Annotated in this window: 20 protein-coding genes and 2 pseudogenes; 7 read left to right on the forward strand and 15 right to left on the reverse strand. The window is 43.5% G+C overall.

Annotation, left to right across the window (positions count from 1 at the left end; translation table 11 throughout):
• The 6 genes and pseudogenes from porA (ACXJGZ_RS08020) to ACXJGZ_RS08045 all read right to left on the reverse strand — a co-directional run.
• A pseudogene (gene porA, locus ACXJGZ_RS08020) lies at positions 1–169 on the reverse strand (pyruvate ferredoxin oxidoreductase); the annotation flags it as partial.
• A 10-nt stretch (positions 170–179) separates the two neighbouring features.
• Entirely contained in the window at positions 180–497 is a 318-nt protein-coding gene (gene porD, locus ACXJGZ_RS08025) for a pyruvate synthase subunit PorD (RefSeq protein WP_456398988.1), read from the reverse strand.
• A gap of 55 nt (positions 498–552) precedes the next feature.
• On the reverse strand, positions 553–1,488 hold the full coding sequence (locus tag ACXJGZ_RS08030; protein ID WP_456398990.1) for a 3-methyl-2-oxobutanoate dehydrogenase subunit beta: 936 nt from the start codon (positions 1,486–1,488) through the stop codon (positions 553–555).
• A gap of 5 nt (positions 1,489–1,493) precedes the next feature.
• Positions 1,494–2,666, reverse strand: coding sequence for a pyruvate ferredoxin oxidoreductase (porA, locus tag ACXJGZ_RS08035; RefSeq protein ID WP_456398992.1), 1,173 nt, complete (start codon positions 2,664–2,666; stop codon positions 1,494–1,496).
• Positions 2,667–2,675: 9 nt separating this feature from the next.
• The gene (locus tag ACXJGZ_RS08040; RefSeq protein ID WP_293257199.1) at positions 2,676–2,993 is read right to left on the reverse strand and encodes a 3-methyl-2-oxobutanoate dehydrogenase subunit delta; all 318 of its coding nucleotides are present in this window, start codon (positions 2,991–2,993) and stop codon (positions 2,676–2,678) included.
• Between the two features lie 65 nt (positions 2,994–3,058).
• The gene (locus ACXJGZ_RS08045) at positions 3,059–3,616 is read right to left on the reverse strand and encodes a pyruvate/ketoisovalerate ferredoxin oxidoreductase subunit gamma (protein WP_293257176.1); all 558 of its coding nucleotides are present in this window, start codon (positions 3,614–3,616) and stop codon (positions 3,059–3,061) included.
• Positions 3,617–3,874: 258 nt separating this feature from the next.
• Here ACXJGZ_RS08045 and ACXJGZ_RS08050 point away from each other — a divergent pair, with 258 nt between their 5' ends.
• Positions 3,875–4,837: an inorganic phosphate transporter gene (locus ACXJGZ_RS08050; protein WP_456326372.1), complete on the forward strand. Its 963-nt coding sequence runs from the start codon at positions 3,875–3,877 to the stop codon at positions 4,835–4,837.
• Here ACXJGZ_RS08050 and hflX read toward each other — a convergent pair.
• A complete protein-coding gene (gene hflX, locus ACXJGZ_RS08055) occupies positions 4,834–6,105 on the reverse strand; it encodes a GTPase HflX (RefSeq protein WP_456320857.1) in 1,272 nt (423 codons plus the stop codon). The genes ACXJGZ_RS08050 and hflX overlap by 4 nt on opposite strands.
• A 167-nt stretch (positions 6,106–6,272) precedes the next feature.
• Between hflX and ACXJGZ_RS08060 the strand changes: the two genes are divergently transcribed.
• Positions 6,273–7,982 (forward strand): hypothetical protein, encoded by a 1,710-nt coding sequence (locus ACXJGZ_RS08060; RefSeq protein WP_456326371.1) that lies wholly within the window; start codon positions 6,273–6,275, stop codon positions 7,980–7,982.
• Positions 7,983–8,060: 78 nt separating this feature from the next.
• Complete coding sequence (locus ACXJGZ_RS08065; RefSeq protein WP_456320859.1) at positions 8,061–8,420, forward strand: carboxymuconolactone decarboxylase family protein; 360 nt, start codon at positions 8,061–8,063, stop codon at positions 8,418–8,420.
• Here the strand turns inward: ACXJGZ_RS08065 and ACXJGZ_RS08070 are convergent, their stop codons facing one another.
• From ACXJGZ_RS08070 to ACXJGZ_RS08085, 4 genes are read right to left on the reverse strand one after another with little or no spacing between them, the layout of a single operon-like run.
• On the reverse strand, positions 8,421–8,750 hold the full coding sequence (locus tag ACXJGZ_RS08070; RefSeq protein ID WP_456320888.1) for a nascent polypeptide-associated complex protein: 330 nt from the start codon (positions 8,748–8,750) through the stop codon (positions 8,421–8,423). It lies immediately after the preceding gene.
• Between the two features lie 23 nt (positions 8,751–8,773).
• On the reverse strand, positions 8,774–10,090 hold the full coding sequence (gene hisS / locus ACXJGZ_RS08075) for a histidine--tRNA ligase (RefSeq protein ID WP_456398996.1): 1,317 nt from the start codon (positions 10,088–10,090) through the stop codon (positions 8,774–8,776).
• Between the two features lie 47 nt (positions 10,091–10,137).
• Positions 10,138–10,746, reverse strand: coding sequence for a MarC family protein (locus tag ACXJGZ_RS08080; protein ID WP_293257187.1), 609 nt, complete (start codon positions 10,744–10,746; stop codon positions 10,138–10,140).
• Positions 10,747–10,775: 29 nt separating this feature from the next.
• Positions 10,776–12,230, reverse strand: coding sequence for a phospholipid carrier-dependent glycosyltransferase (locus tag ACXJGZ_RS08085; protein WP_456398998.1), 1,455 nt, complete (start codon positions 12,228–12,230; stop codon positions 10,776–10,778).
• Positions 12,231–12,350: 120 nt separating this feature from the next.
• On the opposite strand from ACXJGZ_RS08085, the gene ACXJGZ_RS08090 reads away from it, so the two are divergent.
• The gene (locus ACXJGZ_RS08090) at positions 12,351–14,228 is read left to right on the forward strand and encodes a threonine--tRNA ligase (RefSeq protein ID WP_293257193.1); all 1,878 of its coding nucleotides are present in this window, start codon (positions 12,351–12,353) and stop codon (positions 14,226–14,228) included.
• 51 nt (positions 14,229–14,279) lie between these two features.
• On the opposite strand, the gene ACXJGZ_RS08095 is transcribed toward ACXJGZ_RS08090, so the two are convergent.
• The gene (locus ACXJGZ_RS08095) at positions 14,280–15,005 is read right to left on the reverse strand and encodes a hypothetical protein (RefSeq protein ID WP_456399000.1); all 726 of its coding nucleotides are present in this window, start codon (positions 15,003–15,005) and stop codon (positions 14,280–14,282) included.
• Between the two features lie 111 nt (positions 15,006–15,116).
• Between ACXJGZ_RS08095 and ACXJGZ_RS08100 the strand changes: the two are divergent.
• A pseudogene (locus ACXJGZ_RS08100) lies at positions 15,117–15,260 on the forward strand (IS1595 family transposase); the annotation flags it as partial.
• Between the two features lie 49 nt (positions 15,261–15,309).
• Here ACXJGZ_RS08100 and ACXJGZ_RS08105 read toward each other — a convergent pair.
• Both ACXJGZ_RS08105 and mtnA read right to left on the reverse strand, forming a co-directional pair.
• The gene (locus ACXJGZ_RS08105) at positions 15,310–15,987 is read right to left on the reverse strand and encodes a TBP-interacting protein (protein WP_456320863.1); all 678 of its coding nucleotides are present in this window, start codon (positions 15,985–15,987) and stop codon (positions 15,310–15,312) included.
• A 62-nt stretch (positions 15,988–16,049) separates the two neighbouring features.
• Positions 16,050–17,114, reverse strand: coding sequence for an S-methyl-5-thioribose-1-phosphate isomerase (gene mtnA, locus ACXJGZ_RS08110; RefSeq protein WP_456399009.1), 1,065 nt, complete (start codon positions 17,112–17,114; stop codon positions 16,050–16,052).
• A 415-nt stretch (positions 17,115–17,529) separates the two neighbouring features.
• Between mtnA and ACXJGZ_RS08115 the strand changes: the two genes are divergently transcribed.
• On the forward strand, positions 17,530–18,699 hold the full coding sequence (locus ACXJGZ_RS08115; protein WP_456399002.1) for a cell wall-binding repeat-containing protein: 1,170 nt from the start codon (positions 17,530–17,532) through the stop codon (positions 18,697–18,699).
• Here ACXJGZ_RS08115 and ACXJGZ_RS08120 read toward each other — a convergent pair whose 3' ends face one another.
• Positions 18,700–19,755 (reverse strand): M20/M25/M40 family metallo-hydrolase, encoded by a 1,056-nt coding sequence (locus tag ACXJGZ_RS08120; protein ID WP_456399004.1) that lies wholly within the window; start codon positions 19,753–19,755, stop codon positions 18,700–18,702.
• 165 nt (positions 19,756–19,920) lie between these two features.
• On the opposite strand from ACXJGZ_RS08120, the gene ACXJGZ_RS08125 reads away from it, so the two are divergent.
• On the forward strand, positions 19,921–20,208 hold a 288-nt coding region (locus tag ACXJGZ_RS08125; protein ID WP_456399006.1), incomplete at its 3' end, for a DEAD/DEAH box helicase.

Below are 20,208 nucleotides of genomic sequence, written 5' to 3' on the forward strand. Positions count from 1 at the left end.
CAACCTTTACGAATTCGGCATCCATTTCTCCATTTGCAACGAACTCACTAATCTTCTCGGGAACGAGTGTTGATGGTGTAATTGGGAATGCAGCAACAACTTTTGGTTTTGCAAGCTTGGCGGCCCAGGCAGCAGCTTCATTACCTTTCATAACCTTTCTCATCGGCATTTATACCACCTCACTTAACTTCTCTAACCATCTCGATTGCCTTTGTTGGGCACTCGTTTGCACAGATTCCACAACCCTTACAATAATCGTAGTCAAATACCGGATAGTTCTCTTCATCCAAGTATATGGCAGGTTCAGGGCAGTAGATATAGCATAGATAGCATCTTACACATTTATCCCTTTTGAACTCAGGCATAAAAACTCTCCAAGACCCAGTTTTGTTTATCACACTGCTTCCGGGGATATAGACAATTGCTCCAGGAGTCATTTTTTCGCTATACTCCTTCTCAACCCTCTCAATTTCCTCCTTAAACGGACTTTCAGCCATTCCAACCACCTCTACCAACGTTCATATCCAACCTTTATAAAATTAAAGGGGAGGCTCACTTAAACATCTCAGCCTTCTTCTTAAGTTCCTCCCATTCCCTGAGCACCCATTCCTGAAGTGCGGCTATGTCCTCTTTGGTCATGTATTTGAATCTTCCCTGAAGCTTGAGGTATTCTTCGAGAGGTTTCGGCTCCTTCTTGGTGCTCGGCATGTTTATCTTGTACTTCCCACCCTCATATTCAAATAGCGGGAAGTATGCTGTTTGAACTGCTAAGCGGGCGAGTTCGATTGATTTATCCGTTGGACTTCTCCATCCGGTTGGACATGGAGCAAAGAGCTGTATGAAGCTGGCACCCTTTATTTTTTGTGCCTTCTTGAGCTTCCTTATAAAGTCTTCGGGGAAAGCAATGCTTGCCGTAGCCGCATAGGCCGGTTTGTGGGCAATGACTATGTCAATGACCTTTTTCTTTGGTTTCTGCTCAAGGAAGTGCTTCTTTCCTCCGGGCGTGTTCGTGGTCCATGCGCCCTTTGGTGTGGAGCTTGATCTCTGGATTCCCGTGTTCATGTAAGCCTCATTATCATACATTATGTAAAGACCATCGTGGTCTCTCTCAAGAAATCCACTCAGTGCTTGGAGACCTATGTCCGCAGTACCTCCATCTCCAGCCCATCCAACGACCATTATTCCATCTTCGCCTTTGACCTTGTATCCTTTGGCTTTTAAGCCCGCTTCTATTCCCCCGATGACAGCACCCGTTGTTTCAAAAGCTGTCTGGAATAGGGGAGCACCGAAAGTCAAGTATGGCCATGCTCCAGCAATAATTGTAGAACAGCATGCTGGAATTGTAAATATAGCTCTATTTTTGTAAGCCTTGAGCACGTACCTAAGTCCAAGGGCTGCACCGCATCCCTGGCAGGCGGTGTGTCCGGCATAGAAGTACTCTTCAGCTGGGAGGGATAATCTCTTTTTAACGTTTTCGGGAATTTCCATCTTTCTCACCTCTTTAAGTGGAACCAATCAATTTCCTTGTCTATCTCGCCCTTCTTGATGAGAGCCCTCATATCATCAGCGATTTTCTTCACATCCTGTACCGTGAAGTCCCTTCCTCCAAGTCCAACTATGTAGTTCTTCATGAGGGGCTTTGCGTCTGTATTATACAGGCTCCCCTTGGCTTCGTTGAAGAGGATTCCTTCCTGTCCGAATGAAAAGTTTCTGTCGAGAACTGCAATTCCCTTGACATTTTTAGCCAATTCATAAAGCTCCTCCTTGGGGAAGGGTCTGAACCATCTGACCTTTGCTGCACCGACTTTGTATCCCTCATTCCTGAGGACGTCAACGGCTTCTTTAACGGTGCCCATAAGTGAGCCAAGTCCCATGAACACTATTTCTGCATCTTCTGTTCTATAAAGCTCAATCATCTGTGAATAATCTCTACCAAAACGCTCTCCAAACTCCTTTCCGACCTCTTTGATGACTTCTTTGGCTTCTTCCATAGCTCTAGCAATCTTGTATCTAAATTCATAGTAATCATTTGGAGTTGCCAATGAGCCTACGGATATTGGATTGTCAAAGTCTGTAAGTGTGTAGAGGGGCTTCCTTGGTGGTAAAAATTCATCTATCTTTTCCTGCTCCGGCATGTCAACAATATCGTAGGTGTGGCTAAGTATAAAAGCGCTCTCGATGATCATTGCCGGAAGGTTGACCTTCTCAGCAATTTTGAAAGCCATCAGAACCCCATCATAGACTTCCTGATTGTTCTCGGCATAGAACTGCATCCATCCTGTGTCCCTTTGAGCTAGAGAGTCAGTTTGATCATCCCAAACACTCCATGGTGGTGCCATGGCTCTGTTAACATCCACCATGACTACGGGGAGTCTTGCCCCCGCTGCCCAGTGGAGCATCTCATGCATCAAGGCAAGACCTTGGGCTGATGTTGCCGTAAAGGTTCTAGCTCCCGTAGCTGATGCGCCTATACATGCAGCCATAGCTGAGTGCTCGCTCTCAACCGGAACGTATTGAAGATTCTCTACCTCCCCATTCGCTAAAAATTCGGCGATTTTTTCAATTATTGAAGTTTGGGGAGTAATTGGATAAGCAGCCACAACTTCAACTCTTGCATGCTTGGCAGCATAAGCAGCCGCATAGTTTCCACTTAAAACTTTCTTCATGCTCCCACCTCACTTCTCCTCTCTTATCATGGTTATTGCCTTTGTTGGGCACTCGTTTGCACAGATTCCACAACCCTTACAATAATCGTAGTCCACTGCAACGTAGCCATCTTCCTTTATGTATATGGCAGGTTCAGGGCAGAACTTCCAGCATATGTAGCACTTAACGCACTTCTCTTCGTTAATTTCAGGTATGAATGTCCTCCAATCTCCCGTAAAGTTGGATAAAGTGGTTTCAAGAGAGATAGGAGCTTCAGGATACTCCTTCTCGGAAGTGAGTGCAATTTTCTTTGCTTCTTCCTTTTTGGCTCCGAATAGAGTGTTCAAATTAAATCCCTCCTCCATTTGCTGAACTACAAACTTATTTGATAATGAATTGAAGTAAAGGAAAATCAAAGTTCATAAATGTCCGTCTTCTCAAAAGCTGTTGCCGCAGCCTTTGCGTTTTTCTCTCCTAGTTCTCCTGAGAATGTGTCTTTAATAGCACCTTCAACGCTCTCAATTTTTACAACGCCCGTCGCTTTAGCAATTGCGCCGAGAATAGATGTGTTTGTGATTGGAAGTCCGAGAACATCCAAGGCTATGCTTGTAGCATCGACTATTGCCAGTTTCTTTGGCTTCTTTTTCAGAGACTTGAGAACCTCATCCTTTGTTTTCTCTGTGTTTACGATTACTATTCCCCCTTCCTTGAGACCTGCAGTGACGTCAACGACCTCAAGTAGGGAAGGATCTAGAACCACAACAACATCGGGTTCATAAATCTGGGTCTTTATCCTAATCGGTTTTTCATCAATCCTTGTAAATGCTGTAACTGGAGCACCTCTCCTTTCAACGCCAAAAAACGGGAATGCTTGGACGTATTTGCCTTCTGCGAATGCAGCACCTGCTAATATATTGGCAGCTGTAACAGCACCTTGTCCACCTCTACCGTGAAAACGGATTTCTATCATTTTCTCTTCCTCCCAATAAGTTTTCATGTTTTGTTGATAAAAAGCATTTATTTAGTTTTCGGTATAGAAAGAAAACGTCTTCGGCAAGTGTCTTTGGGTAAAAGTGAACACAAGTTATGGTTAATGTATATAAATCAGCACTACCTTTCACTAATGAGGCATTTTACATTTGTAAAGAATGCACACATTTAAGAAAAGTTTAAAACAGGAGCTTCAACTATATAGTCTATATATCAAACTCCAGAGCGGGGATGAAGGATGGAAGCATTAGCAATGGCGGTTCTTGCAGTGGGATTCTATATCGCGTGGAATATCGGGGCCAATGATAGTGCAAATGCTATGGGTACAGCCGTGGGGGCGAACATATTAACTTTCAAGCAAGCCACCCTTACCATAGCCGTTTTTGTTTTGGTTGGGGCATATCTGGAGGGTTACAAAGTCATGAAAACTGTAGGAAAGGGTATTATTCCCGAAGGATATTTAACCCTCCATCTCGCCATCATAGCGCTGTTAGCTGCGGGAGTTTGGGTCACGATAGCCACCATCAAAGGGCTTCCCGTCTCGACGACCCAAGCGATAATAGGAGGTGTTGTGGGAGTTGGGATTGCTATAAACGCTCCTCTAAAATGGTATACCCTCACAAAAATAGCTGGAGCATGGATACTATCTCCCCTAATTGCAGCGTTTGTATCAGCAATCCTTTACAAAATCTATGGAAAGATAATAAACCGGATGAAAAGCATCAGAAACATTGAGCTCCTGTACAAATGGCTTGCCGTAATGGGCGGCTCGTATATGGCTTTCAACTTTGGAGCAAATGAGGTCGCAAATGCCACAGGGCCCATTGTGGGCGCCGGATTCATGGGGCCTAAAATGGCCGGAATTTTTGGTGCTTTAAGTCTGGCTCTGGGTGCCCTCACATTCAGCTATGCCGTTATGCACACTGTTGGAAAGGAAATAACCTCATTGGGACCTATATCGGCATTTGCCGCTCAATTCGGTTCTGCAATGGCGGTTAGCGCTGCAAACATTTTAGGTCTCCCTGTGAGCTCAAGTCAGGCTATTGTGGGTGGTGTTATGGGTGTTGGGCTAGCTACGGGACAGGGTATAAACAGGGGCATAATAAAAGACATAATCTTTGGCTGGGTTGCCACACCTCTGACGGCAATCTTCATAGCCTTAACACTCTTCGAGCTCTTCTCTTTTGCCGGATTTCTCTAATTCGCCCGTATTTCAATTCCTAGCTTTGTGAGTTCTTTTATCATCCCCATCTGAATATACGCGATTATCCGGGTTTTTTCTCCATATTTGACGTCAATTATTTCCCCTATTTCCCTCAAAAGGGATAGCACCTTTGGAACAGTTTCGCTATCCTCAACAACAATGCTAAACACGCGGAATTTGGGAAGGTTCAGTATAACTTCATTTAAAACTTTGAAAAGCTCCTCAAGATCGCCTTCCATGGCGGAGACCGATGCCACACCATCAAGAGCGATTCCCCTCTCCCCACTCAACTTCAGAATTTCTTTCCTCTTATCTTCCACATCCTCCTTTGAAGTTAAATCCTTCTTGTTTAGCACAACAATTAGGGGTTTATCCAGAGCCTTCAGCTCTCTAAGAACGTGAATGGATGCTAAGAACTTTCTCTTTATCTCACTCCATGGCTCACTCACATCAAGAACCAAGAGAATTATATCCGCCTGAATTATCTCCTCAAGTGTTGAATGAAATGCCTCAACTATGAAAGGAGGCAAATTGTCTATAAATCCCACAGTATCTGTGATTAAAACTTTTTTTCCCTTTACCTTAAAGTTTCTTGTGGTTGTACTGAGTGTCGTGAACATTTGATCTCTGGTTTCCAGCTCTTCTCCTGCCAGGACATTCAGAAGTGTAGATTTTCCGGCATTTGTGTATCCCGCTAGGGCAAGGAGTATAAATCCTACCTCTTCTCTCCGCTTCCTCTTCACGGCCCTATCCTCTTTTACCCGTTCGAGCTCTTTTCTTATGCGGCCCATCCTGTAGCGAATATGCTTGAGGTACTGCTGCGTCTGGTACTCACCCATACCCTTAAACCCTGCTCTATCTCCGAGCTTTATCCTTCTTATGGCTTCCTTTACGAGGGGCATTTCATATTCAAGATTTGCCAGCTCAACCTGGAGCTTGGCTTCCTTTGAATGAGCTCTCTTTCCAAAAATTTCCAGAACGAGCTGCCATTTATCCATTACATCCACTTTAAGCTCTTTTGATAGGTTGTAAGCCTGGGAAGGCGTTAGACGGTTCGCAAATATGACCTTCTCGGGCTTGAGCTCCTCAACAAGGTTCTTTATCTCCTCAAGCTTTCCCCTGCCAATGTTATAGCGAGGGCTCTCCTCCCTGACCTGTTCTACAATTTCCAGAACTTCATAGCCAGCACTGGTCAATAGCTCTTTGAATTCCTCCCTATTTATCCTCTTCCTTTGAGAGTGTCTAATTACTCCTACAACCTTCATCGTTCATGAGATTTTCTTAAGGATATTTAGGTCTTTGGGTGCTGGTACTGTTAGGATAATCATGGCAATGGTGTAGCTTTATTATCTTTTAAGATCATTATCAAAAGTCCTTAACAGTATCTTGGGTGCTGCGAGAAAGGGTTAAAAGTTATAAATTCAATATATAAATGCCTATGATATTTGGAAAATCGAACTTAAAGGATAAAATAAAGGAAACCTTGACTTCTTGGCGTATGCTGGATGTAGTAGATATGGCAAGAAAAGATGAGAGGGTTATCTATGCTCTTGTTGAGCTTTTGGATGATAAAGATGATAATGTTAAGAAGAGATCTTTAAAGGCACTTGAGCTCATCTGTAAGAAGATGGGTCCGGAAGAAAGAGAAAAACTCATTAAAAAATCGCTGGGAAAGATTTTGGACATTGCCGGAACCACGGATGAAAGCCTAAAGTTACAGGCTTTGAAAACATTGAAAGCATTAATAATGGGGGTCTCCTTAAAAAATGAAGATTTCATATTACTCTCTCAAAAAATGAGGGATATCATAACCTCCTCCAACAATGAGCTCACCCATTCCTATATTGCGGAGGTTCTTGAGAATGTGATCCTTGAAAATCCCTCAAAAGATGTTATTTCCATGTTAGACATATCCACAGCTTCCGATGATCCCTATATAACTGCAGCATGTATGAAAATCATGTATAACCTGGCTAGATCTTCAAAAAATACAGATTTAATCAAAAAGCTCATATCTAAAATTCCCGCGCTGCTCGAAAGGGAGGATAGTTATATCGTTGAGTCTGTCCTAGAGACCATTAAGGGTTTGGCATACCTCCCCCTGACAAAGGAAGATATCGAAAAATTGCCAGTTATACTCACAAAGGTTAAAAAGCTCCTGAAAAAAGAAGACTGGATAATAAGAAAGAAAGCACAGGAGGTTATAACTCTTCTGGAGGGTATTTTCTCCGAATACTACCGTTCAAGAAGAGAAGAGGCGATTGAAAAAATAAACGAGCTGTTGAGCAGGGGCATGTATATGGAGGCAATCGACCTCGCCATAAGCATTGGGGATAAATACACACTGGAATGGCTCAGTGAGGTGCTGGAGAGAGTCTTGAATAAACCATCCCGCATAGGGGGTTTAGTGCTCTCCCATCCAGTTTACGCCCTTCCAAAACCCAAAATATCGGAAAAGGGAAAGCCCCCACTGCTTCATGAATTTAAGGTTCCGAGGCATAAAACCCCAAAGGCATTAAGAATGATGGAGCAGTGGAAGGGTGAACAGGAAGGAAAAGGCAACCCCAAGCTTGAAGAATATTTTGAAAGGATGGGGAAATTGAAGGTTGAAAGTATACTGGAGATGCTGGATGAGGAAGAAAAGAGAATGGACGCCCTGAGGGAGATATACAAACTTTCTGAAGAACTGGATGAGGTGGAGATGAGAAAGCTCTCCCAGTTGATTCCAAAGCTCTTCAATATAGCAAAAAGCAAAAACAGCTGGATTCGGATAAAAGCGGTTAGAGCGCTTGCCAATCTGACAAAAATTGATGGGAGCATTGTGGATGTGATGAGAAAATGGCTCCATTCAAAGGATGAAACCTCCAACATTGCAGCTCTAAACTTTTTTGAGTACTATTTCAGCAAGAGATGGAGCGATGAAATTGCATTGGAAGTTATGGAGAGAATGCCGCACTTCCTGAAGAATCGGAAAACTATGGTGCACGCTTTTTATCTCCTCGAATCCATGTCCAGAAAAATTCCCAAAGAAAGGATGCATATGTTTGATCCAATAATTCCGATTTTAAAGAAACAGCTGGAAATCCTCCCCAAGCCCGCTAAGGAGATAATTTTCAGAATTCTGGAAAACGTATCCAGCTAAAGAATACTAAAAGTTCAAAACCTTTGGTTCCCAATAAGCCTTTATATGCTCTGTTCTAAAGTTAAACCGGTGGACTCCATGAACGGGGAGGATGTTAGCATCAAACTTAAGGAAATAGAGGAGCTTTTAGGAGTTTTGGGAAAGAACCATCCCAAAGAGATGGCCGCATTTTCAAGGTTCCTTAGAGAAGTTGTCGAAACCAAAGCCCTAACCACGAGGGAAAAAGAACTGATAGCTCTGGCACTTGGGATAGCTGCTGGCTGTGAGTGGTGCATATACCTCCATACACAGAAGGCACTTGAAGCAGGTGCAAAGAAGGAAGAACTCGTAGAAGCAGGCTTAGTAGCGGTTCTGATGGCAGGAGGACCCGCTCTAATGCATCTCATACCTCTAATGAAAGCGATAGAAGCATTTGAAAAGGAGCATGGGGAGGAGTGATCACTCCTGAAGCTTCAGGATAGCCTCTGCTAAATCTCCTTTTGTTTCTTCCAATGCTTTTTTAGCGCTATCGTAGTCTACCCCTGCCTGCTCCATGACGAGTTTTATATCTTCCTCGCTTATGTTCAAAATTTCTCTAATCTCCTCTTTACCAACTATCTGGTAACTCTTTTCACCCATGGCAGTTATCACTGTAACTCCCGGCTCCTTAATTATAATTTCCTTGTTTTCAAGCTTTATCACAACTTCCTTAACTCCTCCCAGCTCCTCCATCCTTATTCCAAGTTGCTTCATCATCCTCTGCATCTGCTTTGGGTTCATACCTTTCATGGGCATCATTTCAACCACCATTTTTATTTCTTCAGTAGACCTTTAACCTTTTCCACTATCGCATTGAGAGGAACTTCAAACTGCTCCCCGCTCTCCATGTCCCTTATAGTAACCCTGCCCTGTTCGAGATCTCTCTTTCCGAGAATCACAACACACGGGATATTCAATGCATTTGCATAATCCAGAGCTTTTCTAAGCTTTCTCCCCCGCACATCATATTCCGCCTTTAGTCCCTCTCTTCTCAAAGCTTGGGTTATTTCCACGGCTTTCTTCCTTATCTCAAGCTCCTTTCCTATGTATGCTACGAAAACATCGCTTCCAATCTTAAATTCGGGTAAGAGACCTTTGCTTTCCAAGATTGGAATCAATCTCTCTATACCTATGGCAAAACCTGTTGCTGGAGTGGATTTTCCCCCAAAAACTTCTATGAGATTGTCATATCTGCCTCCACCGCCTATGGAACCTATTCCAAGGTCGTTGGGAGCTATGGCTTCAAATACTATGCTTGTATAGTAGTCAAATCCCCTAGCAATTCCAAAGTCTATCAGGGCATATTCGTAGAGCCCATAGGATTTTAAAAGCTCAAAAATTTCCTCTATCTTCTTCAGCTCCTCCCTCGCTTCATCACTCCTAAAGAGTTCATACGCTTTGGGCAGAACTTCATCGGGTTTTCCTTTAAGCTCAATCAAAGCCAAAACCTTTTCAACTCCATTATCATCGAGCCCGAATTCCTTAAGAGCTCCAATAAAATCTTCCCTCTCCATCTTATCCTTCTTATCGATGAGACGCATCAGCCCGATATCGTCTTTTACACCGAGCATCCTTGCGAACTCGTCAAGGAGGAGCCTGTCCCCTATATTAACCGTAAATTCCTTGAGACCGGTGGCAATATATGACTCTATCAGGAGAGCTATCACCTCAGCATCTGCTTCAATTCTTGAAGAGCCTATTAGCTCAATGCCCGCTTGCCAGAACTCCCTCAAGCGTCCACTTTGGGGTTCTTCATAACGGAACATGTTGGTAATGTAGTACCATCTAAGAGGTTTTGGTGCTGTCTGGAATGAATTTACAAAGAGTCTTGCAACGCTTGAAGTTAAATCGGGTCTTAGAGAAAGGTTTCTTCCCCCTTTGTCCTCGAAAGCATAGAGCTGGTTTACAACTTCTTCACCGCTTCTCAGCTGAAAGAGCTTAGTGTACTCAAATGTTGGCGTTAAAATCTCCCTGAAGCCATATCTTTCGAAAACTTCCCTTATGCTCTCAAAAACGTATCTTCTCCTCACCATATCCTCGGGAAGGAGATCTCTCGTTCCTTTGACTCTCGCTAGTTCCAGCTTTGTCATATTCTCCACCTAAGAGGAAAAAGAAAGGAGACCTTAAAAACTTGTCTCTAGCTGGTGTTGAGGAGTATCTTAACGAGAATCCCCCCAGCACCCTGAACCATCATTTGGGCTCCAATAGCCATGGTAAAGAGACCTATAATACGTATGAAGACACCTAGGGTAGTTTTACTTACATTCTCGGCAATATAGAGGGTTATAAACATTATGAACGCTGTAAAAAGGATGGCTAAGAATGTGGCTCCGATTGACACCGTTATACCCTGTTCTGCAGTGAGGGTAATTGCCGTTGTTATCGCCGCTGGACCTGCTATTAGAGGAGTTGCCACCGGAACAGCGGCTAGAGCAAGGATATTCTTCTCTTTCTTTAATGTAACCATTCCACCCCCTTCCAGTGCCTCAAGACCTATTTTAAATAGTACAAAGCCCCCTGCCACCCTTAGTGCATCGAGTTCGATGTGGAAAATATCCTGAAGTATGATTTTACCAGCAACAGCAAATATTACCAAGAGCAAAAGTCCGATAAAGTTTGCTCTTACTATAAGTTGCTTTATGTCTTCCAAATGGAAATCCTCCTTGAGGAGCGTTATCAGGAGTATCTTATCACTGGGATCAATCATGATAACCATTAATAGTGTCGCACTCAACAATTCAATCATGCTCTCACCCCACAAAATTATAGAAGGCGTCATGAATCACAGATGTCATTGCCTTCATCGCTTCTTAAATTTTTTGTGTCCTCTTTTTGTCCTTCACGTCCCTTAAAGAGCATTATAACTTCTCTAAATGCCCTCGTAATCCACTCCCAGTACATTTTCAAGGACTTCTCAAAGTACTCCCACTTTATCACATCATAGGCAAAAACTCCGAGTGCCACTGCAGCTGCCGGAACCAAGGGTGTGGCATAAAAGCTGAACTGTGTCTTGCCCCCAAGGATCCACTGAAGAGCATAAAACCCAATGATACTCCAGAATGCTCCAAAAGGAATCAATATCTTGCCCCTTTTCTTTGCCGCATAGGGTATTGCTATGATCATAGGTATCATTGAGAGAAGTAGAATCGGGTCGTTATGGGCGAATATATCGGGATTGTAATGGAACGCAAAGGGTTTTTCGTTTATGAACCACTGCCAGAAGGGAGAATTGGCAGGATGTTCCCCTTTAAAGCTTAAATGCCACTTGAAAGAACCCAAAAGTTCTCTAATCCATTTCTCAGCCCCAATAGCCACCATAGCGGGCAGATTTGCCAAGAGAAATGCGGCCCCCGGAAGGATAATCCCCTTATAAAAGGCATTCAGCAGGGTACTCTTACCCTTCAACCAATCCCATAGAATCTTTATGAAAAGCACGGGGTAGGGAAATGCCCCATTAAGTTTTGCTGCACCATCTAAGCCAATCGATATTCCTCCAAGCCCGTCCCTACCCCTGACCATGAAGTAAAGAAAGAGAGCCGTAAAAAATGCCAAATGGATGTCGAGCATTGCGGCTACGCTCGTTGCAAAGAGAAGGGGATCCAGAACAACAAAGAAAAAGGCTATGAATGAGGCAAGATAACTTTTGCTGATTTCATAGGCGCTCAGAAACACTAAAACTGCGATTAAAAGGTGCTCTATCATACCCGGGAGGCGCCAGCATAAAGGTTTATCCTCTATGAGCATTCCAATGGATATTATCCCCTTGGCAAGGTATGGATGCTCCGTATTCAGATAATTCTGGATGTTCTCTTTATCAGGATATTTGAATCCAGGGATTATTGTGAGGTTGTATCTGGAAATCCTTTCTAGGAATTTATTATAATTCTCCGCGGGAATTTCATAGTAGACTGCAGGGAAGTTTTGATAGGGGGTATAAACGGTGTAGTTCAGCTCCTGTGCGATGCGCCAGACTTTGAGTTTCATCACTGTTTTATTGTACTCGGGGAGGATTATGTTAACACCGTAGGAGGAAGTGTTTTCATCAAAGTAGTGGAGGTTTACACCCAGGAGATGCAGGATATTCCTGGCTGCGGGAACATACCAAACTTCATCCCCTATATAATCGTTAAGCGCATCATTTGAGGCTTCGTTATAGGAATACCAGAACAACCCGACGAGTGAAATCGCGATAATGGCAACATAGATCATCTTTTTAGTTCGATCCTTCATTTAACCACCGCCCTCTTTTGTTTAAGCTCTTTGGAATAAGAAAGTTTCGATGGCTAAATTTATAACCTCTGCCAAAAAGTATTTTTATCAGCACTCTTAAAGTTAAGGCGGTGGTAAAAAATGAGAATGCTGCTGATACACAGCGATTATTTGGAGTATGAGGTTAAGGATAAGGCCCTCTCAAAGCCCGAAGAGATAAGTGAAGCTCAGAAGAGAGGGAGGCTTGAAGAAGTTCTGGCGGCATTTATGAGCGTGGAGAAGGTGGATGAGCAGAACCCCGAGGAAGTGGTTCAAAAGGCAGTTGAGGAAATTAAGAATGTTGCTTCCCAGGTTAAAGCCGAAAATATATTCGTTTATCCCTTCGCACACTTGAGCAGCGATCTTGGAAAGCCCGAAGTAGCCCTCGAGGTTCTTAAGGAGATTGAAGAGAGACTTAAGGGAGAAGGATTTAACGTTAGGAGGGCTCCCTTTGGATACTACAAAGCCTTCAAGATATCATGCAAGGGACACCCGCTGGCAGAGCTGTCGAGGACAATAGTGCCCAGCGGTGAGAAGAAAGAGGAGGAAGTTTCAGAAGCTCTTAAAAAAGAGGAAGAGCTTGTTAGCTACTGGTACATCCTCACACCCGAAGGAGAGCTCGTGGATGTGGATAAATTCGACTTCACGGGTTATGAGAACCTCAAAAAGTTTGCAAACTATGAGATAAGCAAGAGCCGTGTGGCAGAGAAGGAGCCCGCCCATGTTAGAATAATGCTCGAGCAGGAACTGGTGGATTATGAAGAGGGGAGCGATCCTGGAAACCTCCGCTACTATCCAAAAGGACGCTTGATAAAATCGCTTCTCGAGAACTATGTCAGCGAGAAGGTTATTGAGTACGGTGCCATGGAGGTTGAGACGCCGATTATGTATGACTTCGAACACCCTGCGCTCAAGAGCTACTTAAACAGATTCCCTGCAAGGCAGTACATAGTTTTAAGCGGTGATAAGAGGTATTTCCTTAGATTTGCAGCATGTTTCGGGCAGTTCCTCATGAAGAGGGACATGACAATAAGCTACCGCCATCTTCCATTGAGGCTCTATGAGCTCACAAGGTACTCATTTAGAAGAGAAAAGCGCGGTGAGCTAAGCGGTTTGAGAAGGTTGAGGGCTTTTACGATGCCCGATATGCATACGGTTGCCAAGAACATGGAGCAGGCAAAAGCGGAGTTCAAGAAACAGTACAAGCTCAGCATGGAGGTGCTTAGAGGGGTTGGATTAACACCCGATGATTATGAAGTGGCAATAAGGTTCACGGAGGACTTCTGGAATGAAAACAAGGAATTCATAGTGGATCTGGCAAACATAATCGGAAAGCCCGTTCTTATAGAGATGTGGAAGCAGAGATTCTTCTACTTCGTGCTCAAATTCGAGTTCAACTTCGTCGATACGCTCGATAAGGCGGCGGCTTTGAGCACGGTGCAGATAGATGTTGAAAACGCTAAACGCTACGGGGTTACGTTCTACAACGAGGAAGGAAAAGAGGAATATCCGCTAATCCTTCACTGCTCTCCGAGCGGAGCAATCGAGCGTGTTATGTATGCAATGCTTGAAAAACAGGCAAAGCTCCAAGCAAAGGGTAAGAAAGCTATGTATCCCCTGTGGCTATCCCCAATACAGGTCAGGGTTGTCCCTGTTAGCGACCAGTACATAGATTATGCTCTCTATGTTGCAGGAAAGCTTGAAGGGGCTAAGATTAGAGTTGATGTGGATGACAGCAGCGAGAGACTAAACAAGAAGATAAGAAGGGCGGAGAAGGAATGGGTGCCCTACATAATTGTCGTGGGGGAGAAAGAGAAGGAGCAAAACACAATAACGGTCAGAAAGAGAGAGGATGGGAAACAGTATGAAATGCAGATTGAAGACCTCATGAAGGAGATAAAACAAAAAACGGAAGGCTTCCCCTACAAACCGAGGCCCCTGCCCCTGCTGGTGAGCATGAGACCCAAATTCAGGGGCTGATTAAGCCTCTCTACTTTTCTTTTCTTTGAAATCATGTGTTGTCGGCTTGAATTATGGGCTAAGCTTCTTAAATTTAAGCCTCTCTACTTTTCTTTCCTTTGAAACTTTGAAATCATATGTTGTAGGTTCAAAGCATTCCATAGGAGACCTCACTAAATGAAATCTCTCAACCAGCCCTCTGTTCGTAACTTCCGATGTTCCCACTAAAACATAATCGCTTATTGACGCTATCCATGAGACAAAGCGTTCGGATACGACATCCTTATTCACAGGCAGGATCATGATTGAACTGGGCAGTTCCCTGCTTCTGTGGGCTAATGTTTGATTGAGAATCTTTAATGTTTCATCTTCTCCAAGAATAAGCGCCGCTCCATCGAGGGTGTATACGAGCCTTATTATTGGCTTCCCTTTCATAAGGGGCTTGAGATTTGAGTATATCATGGAAATCTTGGGATTTATGGTTTCTGGATCAACCGTATCTAAATAGAATACATTCTTCAGCTCTTCCCTATTTCCATATCTCGAGCCAAAAATATCAATAATTGCAAGATTATCTTCTCTAAGTGCCTTCCTCAAATCAAAGCCCACGAATCGGGACGCATCCGCAAGCTTTGAAACCGGCAGATTGTGATTGGATATGATACCAAAATCCCCCTTCTGGATGAACCAGGAGACTATTGCCAAACCAATTACCCATGCTGAAGAAAATCGGTCATAAATTATGCTTACCACAGAGCCTTCCATAATATTGCCCAGGACTTCCTTCACAGACATCATGGGAGATCCCCCCATAACGTCTTTGAAATTGGTTATCTGCATATTGTGACTGGAGGGTTTTTAAGTTTTCTTCTCCCAAGCACTTATCATGACCGGAGTAATTACAAACGATGTGAAAACAAGCACAGTTTTCTGAGGAAGTATCGTGGTGTCAGTTTCAGGTGGTTGCAGGATTATTTGGACTTTCTGGCGTTAGTATTGAATAACAGGTGGGAGTGGTTCTCAGAACTAACATCAGCCAGAATACCTGGATGAGCGTTGAAATTAAATGAAAAGAAATTATAAATTATTCTTCGAGATCATATTATAAGGGTTTAATTCCCTTGAACATGTCCCTTATGAAGGATTTAGCCTCATCGCTGAATTGAGCCTCCTTGACCTCCTTGCCGAACTTGTTGAAGACCTTGGCTTTTATGAAGTTGAGCTCGAAGACCTCATAACTCTCCTCGCTTTTATCGGCGGGATTTACTCCATGCTTCTGCATGTGCTTAACCACACTATCAATATCAACGTATTTCCCGCACTTCTCGCACTTGTAGAACTGCCATAGAAGGTAGTCCTGTCCGCTTATCATATTGTTTCTTATGTGCTCCACCATCAATCCTCCGAGGTATTCATAGAAATCCTCCTGAAAGAGTTTTCCATCTTTTTCAATGATTTTGAATCCATGCCATACAATGTGGTCATTTATGTCCACTAAGAGAGAACGCAAAAAGTTGTTGCTCAGAATAAAGGCTCCATTGTCAATATAGAAAGTCCTTCTTTCAGGAACAACTATAATATCGATACCGTAATTTTCCTTATCCACACTCATTTTTTCTGCTTCTTCTCTATTCGGGGCAAATCTAACTCTAACAGGTAATTCGCTTTTTTTGTGCACACCTATAATTTTATCCCCAAACAAGTCCCATCTGTAGTCATCCATGCTTCTAATGTTTGCGTATGCAGCCCTGATTTCCTCCCTCAGCTCACCGTACTTCATTTGCACCACCTAAGGGCTACTCGTCTTCAGGTTATATAAACATTGTCGAAAAAACTTAAAAATCAAACTTTGAGTAGTTTTTTCAGGTTGCGCTCAAAGGGCGGATAAACTACCCCCCTGTCCGTTATTATCCCCGTTAGATATTTATGCGGAGTTACATCGAAGGCGGGATTATAAACATCGACGTCAGGGGCTATCTTGCATCCACCACACGTTAAAATCTCCTCTTTCGGTCTCTCCTCTATTGGAATTTCCTTCCCACTCTTGAGGCTCATGTCAATTGTGGACAACGGTGCTACCGTGAAAAAGGGTATTCCGTGCTCTTTTGCAAGAACCGCAAGGGAATAAGTCCCTATCTTATTCGCAAAATCACCATTTGCAACGATTCTATCCGCTCCCACTATTATAGCATCTACCTTTCCCTGCTGCATTACAAAGCCTGCCATGTTGTCGCTTATGAGCTTAAGAGGAATGCCATCGTAGTTATACTCCCATGCAGATAAGCGGGCCCCCTGAAGCACGGGTCTCGTCTCATCCACCCACAAGAGATTGAGCTTCCCCTCTTTTTGCATCACCCTTAAAACCGCACCTACAGTACCAAGATGAACCGTAGCTAGGCTTCCCGCATTGCAGTGAGTCAATACGTTCCCTTCAGGAAGAATTTCCGCCCCAAAGTGCCCCATTCTTAAATTTGCCTCTACATCTTCATCCGCAATCTTGTGGGCTTCCCCTACGATTAGACTCCTTATCTCGTCCAGAGAATCCTCTCGATGTTCTTCCACCAGATTCTTAACCCTGTTAAGTGCCCAAAAGAGATTAACTGCTGTTGGACGTGTTTTTTTTAGGACATCATAGGCTTCGAAAAACTCATCGAAAAACTCATCTTTATTCTTTGCTCTGCTCTTTTCCGCCAATAAAGCCAGCCCGTAGGCTGCAGTTGCCCCAATTGCCGGAGCTCCCCTCACCTGGAGTGTCTTTATAGCCCTAGCAACTTCTCTAACACTCCCAATCTCTACAAGTTTGAATTCCCTTGGGAGCAGAAGCTGATCAATGAGTATAACTTTGCCACTTTTAAACTGGACACTCCTCGGAAGTTTTGTCAGCTCTTCGGGTTTATATCTCATCATTGACACCTCCAAAAATATCTCCCAAAAACATCTCTCTAAAGAAAATTTAAAGTTGTTGGATTAACCAGCGGTGGAAGTTTAGTTGAATGGAAATCCGGAATAGAACGATGAATAGAGGACACCTCTAGGAAGACCCAAAACATCTTTCTAAAGAAAATCTAAATTGCTGGATTAACTCTCCAACATGGTAGAGATTAATTGACAGAAAAATCTCCTTTGGATAAGCCATTCTAAGTTTTGAGCATATATACTCTCCGTTAAACGCTGATAAACGTTTACAAACTTTTTTTAACGGTGTGGATGGAAAAAAGGACTGTGGGGTTTTTATTGTGAACAAACTTGAATCTGTGTAAACGATTTCATGAAAAAAGCTTAAATAGATGTTTTTAGATATAAAACAGTGAGGTGAATAGGTATGATGTGGAAAAAAGCCTTTGCAATGCTGTTTGGTCTTTTGGTTTTAGCAAGTTCAGTGCCCATGATTAAAGCAGACGCAGCGGTTAACATGAACTTGGTGATTTTGGTAAGCGATAATGAAGCCGATTATGCCTTAGCCGAGAAGCTGGCTGAGAACCTCAACGTCTCTGTTGTGGTAACTCCATGGGGAATCTATGACTCAAACATAACGGCAGAGATAGCAAGCTACGCACCGGATAGTGTGCTCATTATAGGAGGACCGGCAGCAGTTCCAAAGCTCTACGAGGATGATCTCCAGAACCTGAATATAACATGGTTCAGGATCTGGGGTTTAGATAGATATGAAACGAACATCAAGGTGCTTGAATACGTGATGCAGAACTACCCGGATGTCCTGAAGGATGTTAAAATCGTCATAGCGAATGGACGGGACATGGGAGCAATAAAAAAGATAGGGAACTCGAAGAAGGTCTTTCCGATTTACGTTAATGCCAACAACACCGACAACCAAACAAAAATCCTAGGGATTATGAAGGTTACAGGAGTTATCATAATAAAGACGCCCTTCTCGGCCAATATAACGGAGAGAATCAGGGAGCGGGTAAGAGAAAAGGTTCAAAACGTTACAGAGGAAAATGAGAATATAACAGCAGAGATGGCATGGGAAGCCATAGAGATAGCCCAAAACAAGACTGCCCTAGCTGAAAGCCTGATAGATAACGCCACAAATCCAAGTGCTCCAAAACTCTTAGAGCTCGCAAAGAAGGAGCTTAATAATGCAATGGAAGCCTATAATGAGAGCGAGTATGGAAAAGCATATGGACAGGCAATAGCTGCAAAGGCACATGCTGAAGTTGTGATAAGGTTTGCGAGCGAAGACTTTCAGGAGAGGTTCCATAAGAATCTCCAGATAAGGGCGGAAGTTGAGATAATGAAAGTTGAGAGGATAATCGAGCGTTTTGATGAGCTCGGAATGAACGTCACAGCAGCCAATGCCACATTGGAGCAGGCAAAAAATGCCTATGATGAGGGCAAATATGGAGAAGCCTTTGAACTTGCAAAAGAGGCAGAAAAGATACTAAAAGATATCATGCACGAAGAGAAAGCGCTCATAAGAGAGCACGTCAGAGAAAGGATAAAACATCGAAAGGACAAATGGAAGCACTAATTAACCCTCTTTTCCATATATTTCATTTATTGCCATTAAAAATTCGCTGGCACTTACTATGTCCCTGACATCTATGTGCTCGTTTTTTGTGTGGGAGATATCAAGATTTCCCGGTCCAAAGACGATCGTTTTTGTCCCGTTGTACATGAAGTTTATTGCATCCGTCCAGCTTCTCATACCTCCAAAATCCTCGATTTCTGTTAGTTCCATTGCCCGTTTTGCTATCTGCACTATCTCTTCATCTTCATCAAGTTCATAGCCATCCCATATCTCCGTGTAATCATACCTCAAAGTGTATTCATCCAAAATTGGCTCAAATAAATCTAGAATATCCTCCACTTCCTGTTCTGGAAGCAAACGAGCTTCAAAACGTCCTTTACAAAGTGCGGGGATTAGATAGTAAGGATTTTCACATATGAGCTCCTGGAGACCTATGTGGGGATCGAAATACTTACCCTTCTGTTTGAAAGGTTCAAGGGATTTCAGCTCTTCAATCATCCTGTATGTGAGCTCTATTGCATTTTCTCCGCTTTCGGGGCATGCACCGTGCGCTTCCTTACCATCCACTTCAAAGTATGCTTCTATGTTCCCAGCATGGGCTACATGAACCTCCAAATCAGTCGGCTCGAGAACAACTGCCATCCTGGGTTTGTAGCGCTCCATGAAGAGTGCACTCCCACGCCCCCCATGCTCTTCATCGCTGACAAATACTATTCCCACGTTTAAATCACTGTTCAGTTTTCTTAAGTTCTCGAGCATCAAAAGAACTGCTGCCACCCCTCCCTTTATATCGCTTGCTCCCGTCCCATAGACTATGTTCCCTCTTATGAACGGTTTAGCTCTAATGGGTATGGTGTCCATATGAACCTCGAAGAAGAGCTCGGCTCCTGGGTTGACTATCAGGTCTATTATCTCGCCATCGCTCTCAATGTGCACATCATAGTTGAGTCTGTGGAGGAACTCCATGATATGAAGAGCGACCCTATCTTCTTTTCCCGAGGGGGAAGGTATCTTCAGAAGGTTAAACAAAATTTCTTTTGCTCTCTCGGCTTTCACATTACTCACCAAGTTAACTTAACCCAGATGCTTATATAACTATTCCCGAAGCCTCCCTTTAGTCGTTTCGATAATACTTTCCACACGGCAACCCCTCAATGTTCTGTAGCTCATGCTCCCAATATAGGATTAAACCTTTAAAAACGTTGCAGCAGAGTATAGAACATGAAAAAAGTGCTCGAAGAACTAGAGAGTGAGCTTGTCGCTCTGAGGAAGTTTCCCCCAAAGGAAGGCTCCTATGCCGCCTTTGAGTTCAGAAATCCTGGAGTTAATGACCTAGTTGGGGCATTGGGGTTTAACCTTTATGAGCACCAGGCAGAAGCCCTCCGCCTCCTCTATGAGGGAAAAAACGTTGTTGTGACAACTCCAACGGCGAGCGGAAAAAGCGAGATTTTCAGGCTGGCGATATTTGATAATTACCTCTCAAATCCACGAGATACGTATCTCCTCGTC

The sequence above is a fragment of the Palaeococcus sp. (in: euryarchaeotes) genome, from assembly GCF_053987695.1.